Origin of the sequence: Pseudomonas panipatensis (genome assembly GCF_900099785.1) — a bacterium.
In the GTDB taxonomy this organism is placed as follows: domain Bacteria; phylum Pseudomonadota; class Gammaproteobacteria; order Pseudomonadales; family Pseudomonadaceae; genus Pseudomonas; species Pseudomonas panipatensis.
Map to the genome: position 1 here is coordinate 434746 of NZ_FNDS01000005.1, position 8013 is coordinate 442758.

Annotated in this window: 9 protein-coding genes; 8 read left to right on the top strand and 1 reads right to left on the bottom strand. The window is 60.6% G+C overall.

Annotated elements, in window-relative coordinates; genetic code table 11:
- The first annotated feature begins 2 nt into the window (after nt 1-2).
- A complete protein-coding gene (locus BLQ74_RS14640; protein ID WP_090263311.1) occupies nt 3-779 on the top strand; it encodes a tetratricopeptide repeat protein in 777 nt (258 codons plus the stop codon).
- Entirely contained in the window at nt 779-1108 is a 330-nt protein-coding gene (locus tag BLQ74_RS14645; protein WP_090263313.1) for a YqcC family protein, read from the top strand. Before BLQ74_RS14640 ends, BLQ74_RS14645 begins: the two co-directional genes overlap by 1 nt.
- Nucleotides 1109-1121: 13 nt before the next feature.
- Here the strand turns inward: BLQ74_RS14645 and BLQ74_RS14650 are convergent, their stop codons facing one another.
- On the bottom strand, nt 1122-1577 hold the full coding sequence (locus BLQ74_RS14650) for a DUF4124 domain-containing protein (protein ID WP_090263315.1): 456 nt from the start codon (nt 1575-1577) through the stop codon (nt 1122-1124).
- Between the two features lie 402 nt (nt 1578-1979).
- Between BLQ74_RS14650 and BLQ74_RS14655 the strand changes: the two genes are divergently transcribed.
- The 6 genes from BLQ74_RS14655 (at nt 1980) to msrQ (ending at nt 7921) form a co-directional block, all read left to right on the top strand.
- A complete protein-coding gene (locus tag BLQ74_RS14655; protein ID WP_090263316.1) occupies nt 1980-3710 on the top strand; it encodes an acetolactate synthase 3 large subunit in 1731 nt (576 codons plus the stop codon).
- Between the two features lie 2 nt (nt 3711-3712).
- Nucleotides 3713-4204, top strand: a complete 492-nt coding sequence (gene ilvN / locus BLQ74_RS14660; RefSeq protein ID WP_090263318.1) for an acetolactate synthase small subunit — start codon at nt 3713-3715, stop codon at nt 4202-4204.
- A gap of 45 nt (nt 4205-4249) precedes the next feature.
- Complete coding sequence (gene ilvC, locus BLQ74_RS14665; protein WP_090263320.1) at nt 4250-5266, top strand: ketol-acid reductoisomerase; 1017 nt, start codon at nt 4250-4252, stop codon at nt 5264-5266.
- A gap of 152 nt (nt 5267-5418) precedes the next feature.
- Nucleotides 5419-6237, top strand: a complete 819-nt coding sequence (gene pssA, locus BLQ74_RS14670) for a CDP-diacylglycerol--serine O-phosphatidyltransferase (protein ID WP_090263322.1) — start codon at nt 5419-5421, stop codon at nt 6235-6237.
- 62 nt (nt 6238-6299) lie between these two features.
- Nucleotides 6300-7313, top strand: coding sequence for a protein-methionine-sulfoxide reductase catalytic subunit MsrP (msrP, locus tag BLQ74_RS14675; protein ID WP_090263323.1), 1014 nt, complete (start codon nt 6300-6302; stop codon nt 7311-7313).
- A complete protein-coding gene (msrQ, locus tag BLQ74_RS14680) occupies nt 7313-7921 on the top strand; it encodes a protein-methionine-sulfoxide reductase heme-binding subunit MsrQ (RefSeq protein ID WP_090263326.1) in 609 nt (202 codons plus the stop codon). The genes msrP and msrQ overlap by 1 nt, the downstream gene beginning before the upstream one ends.
- Nucleotides 7922-8013 lie beyond the last annotated feature (92 nt).

The window sequence follows — 8013 nt, forward strand, 5'->3', positions numbered from 1 at the left end:
CCATGCTTTCCGGTTGTACCACCCCTCAGCAAGGCGCCATTCCGGTACAGGACGCCGGGAGCACGGTGTCCAACCAGGAACAGGTTGGTTATTCCGGCGCTCGGCAACCGACCTACAACAATGCGCCACGCAATGCGCCGCAGGCCGCCGCACCGGGTGTCACGGTGATGGTGCCCAAGGATGCCGGCGCGGCGCCGATCCAGACGTTCCCGGCGCAGAGCGGCGCAGCGCCCCTGTCTACGCCCAGCCCCATCACGCCGGGGCCGCAGTATGGCGCACCCGCCTCTCAGGCGACGCCTAGCAGCGTGACCGCCACTGGTGGCTTCTCGCAGCAGGTCTACCAGCAGCCTGCTTACCAACAGCCGGCCTACCACCAGCCCGCGCCGATCCCGGCTCCGGTACAGGCGCCTTCCGGGATTCCTTCGCGCAATGCCGCCCTGGCCGCCGACGAGCAACTCGACGGCCCGGTTCTGGCGTTGTTGACCACTGCACAGCAGCAACAAGGCAGTGGCGATCTCAATGGCGCATCGGCCAGCCTCGAGCGTGCGCAGCGCATCGCTCCGCGCGAGCCGCAGGTGCTCTATAAACTGGCTCAGGTCCGCCTGGCTCAGGGCGACGCCGGCCAGGCCGAGCAAGTCGCGCGGCGAGGCCTGTCTTTGGCCAATGGCCGCCCGGCGTTGCAATCCAGCCTGTGGGAAGTGATCGCCAAATCGCGTGAAGCCCAGGGTGACGCCGCCGGTGCCGCGGCTGCACGGCAGAGCGCCAAGGCGTCGCTGTGATGGACGACCGTCTCCTGGCGCTGGCCGATCAGTTGCTGCTGATCGAGCGTGAGCTTCGTCTTCTCGGATTGTGGGGCGAGCAGCGCCCCGCTGCCGAGGCATTGGCCAGCCTGGAACCCTTCTGCGTGGATACCCTGATGCTGGAAGAGTGGCTGCAGTGGATCTTCCTGCCGCGGATGAAGCTGATCATCGAAAGTGGCGCCGATCTCCCTTTGACTTCCGGAATCCGCGCCATCGCCGAGGTGGTTTACGCCAGCGAGGGCGAGCGGGTGCTGGCGCTGCTCGGAGCCCTGGGCGAGTTCGATCGGCTCATAGCCTTGACGCCCTGATCAGGGCGCCGGTTCAGTTGCAGTTTTTCTGCAGGTCCTGCTCGGCCTGGGTGATTCGCGCCTGACGCTCTTCCTCGGGCATGCGCCGCATGTCGCCATTGCTTTCGGCAATCCGCACCCGTGGGTTGTTCTTCAGTTGCGCCAGGTTGAGGCGCAGGTTGTCGCAGTACTTGGCGCGTTCGGCTTCCTGCTGGGCGACTTCCTGCCTGACTTTTTCGTCCACTGCTTTCTGCTTGTCGCTCGCCGTGGGTTGCGGCGCGGGTGCCGGCGTCGCTTTGGCAGGTGGTAGCGGAAAGCCCGAAGGCGGCTGCGCGACATTGGTGTTGACCGGGGCGGCGCGGGTGCCTTCCGGTGGTTGCGCGCCGAAGTGCGTGACGCCTTGGGCGTCGACCCATTTATAGACTTGAGCGGCCATCACCGGAGCACTCAGGGCGAGCATCAGGCTGCCCGTCAAAATCATCCGTCGCATGCTGTTTCGATCCTTGGGATTCGGAGTCTGCCGGTAACTATAACCAAAACCACCGACGCTTCTGCAGATAAAGGTCACAACCCGCGATAACGAGTCAATTCCATATATGGCTTGACTTGACGCGATTGAATCAGAAGAATCCAAGGTTCGCTGCAGTGGGCCGGCCGCAAGCTGGTTTTACTCGGCAGACAAGAGGCGCTACCCGCGCCGCTAAGTTTCACCCTGCTTCGCGTTACCTCGCGCTGGGTGGAGGTCCTCCGTAACACCAGGAGAGCCTCCAAGTTCTGCTCATTCGGCAGTCGACGTAGCCGGCGATCACAGTCGCCCAATGTCTGCCGGGCAGCCAACCAAATTTCGATCTCCCGCCCCTGGGGGGTCGTTTAGCGTTCTAGAGGTGACAACGTGGAGCTTTTATCCGGCGCTGAAATGGTCGTCCGCTCGCTGCGCGACGAAGGCGTTAAGTACATCTACGGGTACCCGGGCGGTGCCCTCCTGCACATCTACGACGCTCTCTTCAAAGAGAACGACGTGACCCACATCCTGGTGCGCCACGAGCAGGCCGCGACTCACATGGCCGATGGCTATGCGCGCGCGACCGGCAAGCCTGGCGTGGTCCTGGTGACCTCCGGTCCCGGCGCTACCAACGCCATCACCGGTATCGCCACCGCCTACATGGACTCGATTCCGATGGTGGTGATCTCCGGCCAGGTCTCCAGCAACATGGTCGGTACCGACGCCTTCCAGGAAACCGACATGGTCGGTATCTCCCGCCCGATCGTGAAGCACAGCTTCATCATCAAGCATCCCTCGGAAATCCCAGAGGTGATCAAGAAGGCCTTTTATATCGCCCAGTCCGGCCGTCCCGGTCCGGTGGTGATCGATATTCCGAAGGACATGGGCGATCCGACCCAGAAGTTCGAATACTCGTACCCGAAAAAGGTCAAGCTGCGCTCCTACAGCCCGGCGGTCCGTGGCCACTCCGGCCAGATCCGCAAGGCTGCGGAGATGCTGCTGGCCGCCAAGCGCCCGATCATCTATTCCGGTGGTGGCGTGATCATGGGCAATGCCTCCGAGCCGCTGACCGAAGTCGCTCGCATGCTCAATGTGCCTGTCACCAATACCCTGATGGGGTTGGGTGGTTTCCCGGGTACCGATCGCCAGTTCGTCGGCATGCTCGGCATGCACGGCAGCTACACCGCCAACCTGGCGATGCACCATGCCGACGTGATCTTCGCAGTCGGTGCGCGTTTCGATGACCGGGTGATCAACGGCGAAACCGCGGCCAAGTTCTGCCCGAATGCCAAGATCATCCACGTCGACATCGACCCGGCCTCGATCTCCAAGACCGTCAAGGCCGATATCCCGATCGTTGGTCCGGTGGATAGCGTGCTGACCGAAATGGTCGCCATCCTCAAGGAAATCGGCGAGACCCCGAACAAGGAAGCCCAGGCTGCCTGGTGGAAGCAGATCGAGGAATGGCGCGGCAACCGTGGCCTGTTCCCCTACAACAAGGGCGACGGCAGCATCATCAAGCCGCAGACCGTGATCGAGACCCTCTGGGAAGTGACCAATGGCGATGCCTTCGTGGCCTCCGACGTCGGTCAGCACCAGATGTTCGCTGCCCAGTACTACAGGTTCGACAAGCCCAATCGCTGGATCAACTCCGGTGGCCTCGGCACCATGGGCTTCGGCTTCCCGGCGGCCATGGGCGTCAAACTGAACTTCCCGGAGACCGATGTGGCCTGCGTCACCGGCGAGGGCAGCATCCAGATGAACATCCAGGAGCTGTCGACCTGCCTGCAGTACGACCTGCCGGTGAAGATCGTCAACCTGAACAACGGCGCGCTGGGCATGGTCCGCCAGTGGCAGGACATGCAGTACAACAGCCGTTACTCCCACTCCTACATGGAATCGCTGCCTGACTTCGTCAAGCTGGCCGAGGCCTATGGCCATGTCGGCATGCGCATCACCGAACTGAAAGACCTCAAGCCGAAAATGGAAGAGGCCTTCGCGATGAAGAACCGCCTGGTCTTCCTCGATATTCAGGTCGACACCAGCGAGCACGTCTACCCGATGCAGATTCGCGGCGGTGCGATGCGTGACATGTGGCTGAGCAAGACGGAGCGTACCTGATCATGCGACACATCATTTCCCTGCTGCTGGAAAACGAACCAGGCGCTCTGTCCCGCGTGGTCGGCCTGTTCTCTCAGCGCAACTACAACATCGAAACCCTGACCGTCGCGCCCACCGAGGATCCGACGCTGTCGCGCCTGACTTTGACCACTGTTGGTCAGGACGAAGTGATCGAACAGATCACCAAGAACCTGAACAAGCTGATCGAAGTGGTAAAACTGGTGAACCTGTCGGAAAGCGCCCACATCGAGCGCGAGCTGATGCTGGTGAAGATCAAGGCCACCGGCGCGCAGCGCGCCGAGGTCAAGCGCACCACCGACATCTTCCGTGGGCAGATCGTCGACGTCACCAGCAGCGTCTATACGGTGCAGCTGGCCGGCACCAGCGATAAGCTCGACAGCTTTATCCAGGCCATCGGTACCGCCTCGATCATCGAGGTCGTGCGGACCGGCGTCACCGGCATTGCCCGTGGCGACAAGACCCTCAGCATCTGAATTTGAAAGACGGCCCACGAGGCCAATTGACAGGGGAATTCCCAAATGCGCGTTTTCTACGATAAAGACTGTGACCTCTCCATCATCCAGGGCAAGAAAGTTGCCATCATCGGTTACGGTTCCCAGGGTCATGCCCACGCCTGCAACCTGAAAGACTCCGGCGTCGACGTCACCGTCGGCCTGCGTTCGGGTTCCGCTTCCGTGGCCAAAGCCCAGGCTCATGGCCTGAAAGTCCAAGACGTCGCCAGCGCCGTCGCTGCTGCCGATCTGGTGATGATCCTGACTCCCGACGAGTTCCAGGGCCGCCTGTACAAGGACGAGATCGAGCCGAACCTGAAGAAGGGCGCGACCCTGGCCTTCGCTCACGGCTTCTCCATCCACTACAACCAGGTCGTGCCGCGCGCTGACCTCGACGTGATCATGATCGCGCCGAAGGCGCCGGGTCACACCGTGCGTTCCGAGTTCGTCAAAGGCGGCGGTATCCCTGACCTGATCGCCATCTACCAGGACGCATCCGGCAATGCCAAAAACGTTGCCCTGTCCTACGCCTGCGGCGTTGGTGGCGGTCGTACCGGCATCATCGAAACCACCTTCAAGGACGAGACCGAAACCGACCTGTTCGGTGAGCAGGCCGTTCTGTGCGGTGGCTGCGTCGAGCTGGTCAAGGCTGGCTTCGAAACGTTGGTCGAGGCTGGCTATGCGCCGGAAATGGCCTACTTCGAGTGCCTGCACGAGCTGAAGCTGATCGTCGACCTGATGTTCGAAGGCGGCATCGCCAACATGAACTACTCGATCTCCAACAACGCCGAATATGGCGAGTACGTGACCGGCCCGGAAGTGATCAACGCCGAATCCCGTCAAGCCATGCGCAATGCCCTGAAGCGCATTCAGGATGGCGAATACGCGAAGATGTTCATCACCGAAGGCGCGGCCAACTACCCGTCGATGACTGCCTACCGTCGCAACAACGCGGCTCATGGCATCGAAATCGTCGGCGAGAAACTGCGCGCGATGATGCCGTGGATCGCAGCCAACAAGATCGTCGACAAGACCAAGAACTAAGGTCTTTCCGGCGCTCGAAAAAAAACGCGGCCTCGGCCGCGTTTTTTCGTTCTTGCACGCTGTTCTGGTATAAAGCGTGGGCGCCGGGGTGTCTGCGTCGTCAGATGGGCCCGGGCTATTTCGTATCCAGCTGAGTTCCCAAGGAAGTTTCCATGAGTGAAGGTCCCGAGGAGCCGAACAAGGTCTCCGAAGAAGCCGAAAGCCTGCTGCCAATCGATGAACACATCGAAGAGGGGCATGATGCGGACGGCCGCAAGGTTCGCCACCGCGGCATCTACCTGCTGCCGAATCTGTTCACCACCGCAGCGCTGTTCACCGGTCTCTACGCCATCATCAATGCGATGAGCGGTGACTTCTCCAATGCTGCTATCGCTATTTTCGTAGCCATGGTCCTCGACGGGCTCGATGGACGCGTTGCCCGTCTTACCAATACCCAGAGCGCCTTTGGTGCCGAATATGACTCTTTGTCCGATATGGTCGCCTTCGGTGTGGCGCCGGCGTTGGTCGCCTTCGAGTGGGCGCTGAGCAGTCTCGGCAAGGTCGGCTGGATGGTTGCCTTCATCTATGTCGCTGGTGCGGCGCTCCGGCTGGCGCGCTTCAACACCCAAGTCGGCAAGGCTGATAAGCGCTACTTCATCGGTCTGGCCAGTCCTGCCGCCGCCGCGCTGGTTGCCGGTACCGTGTGGGCCTTCGCCGACTTCCAGGTACAGGGCGCCAAAGTCTCCCTGCTGGTGGCGCTGATGGTTGCCGCAGCCGGCATGCTGATGGTCAGCAACATCAAGTACTACAGCTTCAAGGATCTCGATCTGCGCGGCCGTGTGCCCTTCATGGCCATCCTGGTAGTCGTCCTGGCCTTCGCTGTGGTCTTCACTGACCCGCCGCGTATCCTGCTGTTGCTGTTCCTCGCTTATGCGGCATCCGGCCCGGTGCAATACTTGTTGCAATTGCGCCGTCGCAAGCAGCCCGAATGATGTAATTTCTCCCGGGCTCCGCAGTCTATTGGCGCATCCAGCCAGTCGTTGCGGAGTCCGCCATGCTGATCAAGTCGTCTCGTCTTTCCGATTGCCACGAATCGGATGTAACACCCGAAGCAATCTATCTTTCCCGCCGCCGCTTCATGGCTGGAAGTCTGGCAGGTGCGGCGCTGGCCGGGTTGCCGGGGCTTGGCTTGGCCGATCCCGCCCGCTATGCCGACGTCGATGCGGCGTCGGCGGTCCCCGAGTGGTTCAGCGACAAGTTGTCCTCTGTGCGTTGGGATGCGGTCACCGTCAAAGGTGAGGCGATCACACCTTTCAAGGACGCTACCCACTACAACAACTTTTACGAGTTCGGTCCTGACAAGGGAGATCCGGCGTCCAACGCGGGGGCCTTGAAGACCGAGCCGTGGTCGGTCGTGATCGATGGTGAAGTCGGCAAGCCGGGGAAATATGCCCTGGAAGATTTCATCAAGCCCTATCAGTTGGAAGAGCGGATCTATCGCCTGCGTTGCGTAGAGGCTTGGTCCATGGTCATTCCGTGGATAGGTTTCCCGATCTCAGAGCTGATCAAGAGGGTGGAGCCGACTGGCAGCGCCAAGTATCTGCGCTTCGAAACCCTGGTCGATCATGAGCATATGCCTGGCGTGCAATCCAATTTTGCCCTGATCGATTGGCCTTATGTCGAGGGGCTGCGAATGGATGAGGCCATGCATCCGCTGGCGATACTCGTGGTCGGCATGTACGGGCGCATTCTGGCCAACCAGAACGGCGCGCCATTGCGTCTCGTGGTGCCTTGGAAATATGGCTTCAAAGGAGCGAAGTCCATCGTCAGGATCAGTTTCGTCGCGGAACAGCCGAAGACCACCTGGCAGAGCCTGGCGCCAGATGAGTATGGCTTCTACGCCAACGTCAATCCGAGCGTGGATCACCCGCGCTGGACTCAGGCTCACGAGCGTCGGTTGCCCAGTGGTCTGTTCAGTCCCAATATTCGTCCCACGTTGATGTTCAACGGCTATGCGGAAGAGGTGGCATCCCTCTATGCAGGCATGGATCTGCGGAAGAACTACTGATGCGTAATCCACTGTGGCGTTCTGCGGTATTTGGCTTGGCATTGCTGCCGCTGCTGTATTGGATTTATTCAGCCTGGGTCTTTGCGCTCGGACCTGATCCAGGCAAGGCGCTTGTCGATCGCCTTGGGCAAGGAGGGCTGATCCTGCTGCTCATCACGCTTGCGATGACCCCGCTGCAGAAACTCACGCGTTGGAATGGCTGGGTATCGGTTCGTCGTCAGCTAGGTTTGTGGTGCTTCACTTATATAGTGTTGCACCTGTGCGCCTATGGGATATTCATCCTCGGATTGGATTGGGCGCAGTTGGGTGTCGAATTGCGCAAGCGGCCATACATTTTGGTCGGCGCGCTTGGTTTCCTGGGGTTGCTGTCTCTGGCACTGACGTCCAACCGCTACAGCATTCGCAAGTTAGGACCTCGCTGGAAGAAACTGCACCGTCTCGTCTACATCATTCTCTGCCTTGGACTCCTTCATATGTTGTGGGTCGTGCGTTCGGACGTCGAGCGCTGGGCTCTCTACGCGACGGTGGGTGCGCTGTTGCTGCTTCTGCGGCTGCCGCCGGTAGCTCGGCAGTTGCCTCTTCTTCGGGGGCGTCTCACTCCGCACTGAAGATTCTTTCAGAAATGCGTTGACGGGGGATTTTGAGTCCCTATAATGCGCACCACTCTCAGCGAGAAGGCGATAAAAGAGCTTGAAAATCA

Bases quoted from the DNA above. Each gene is read 5' to 3' on its own strand.
- ilvN (WP_090263318.1), top strand. From the start codon at position 3,713: ATGCGACACATCATTTCCCTGCTGCTGGAAAACGAACCAGGCGCTCTG.
- BLQ74_RS14640 (WP_090263311.1), top strand. From the start codon at position 3: ATGCTTTCCGGTTGTACCACCCCTCAGCAAGGCGCCATTCCGGTACAG.
- ilvC (WP_090263320.1), top strand. From the start codon at position 4,250: ATGCGCGTTTTCTACGATAAAGACTGTGACCTCTCCATCATCCAGGGC.
- msrP (WP_090263323.1), top strand. From the start codon at position 6,300: ATGCTGATCAAGTCGTCTCGTCTTTCCGATTGCCACGAATCGGATGTA.
- pssA (WP_090263322.1), top strand. From the start codon at position 5,419: ATGAGTGAAGGTCCCGAGGAGCCGAACAAGGTCTCCGAAGAAGCCGAA.
- BLQ74_RS14645 (WP_090263313.1), top strand. From the start codon at position 779: ATGGACGACCGTCTCCTGGCGCTGGCCGATCAGTTGCTGCTGATCGAG.
- BLQ74_RS14650 (WP_090263315.1), bottom strand. From the start codon at position 1,577: ATGCGACGGATGATTTTGACGGGCAGCCTGATGCTCGCCCTGAGTGCT.
- msrQ (WP_090263326.1), top strand. From the start codon at position 7,313: ATGCGTAATCCACTGTGGCGTTCTGCGGTATTTGGCTTGGCATTGCTG.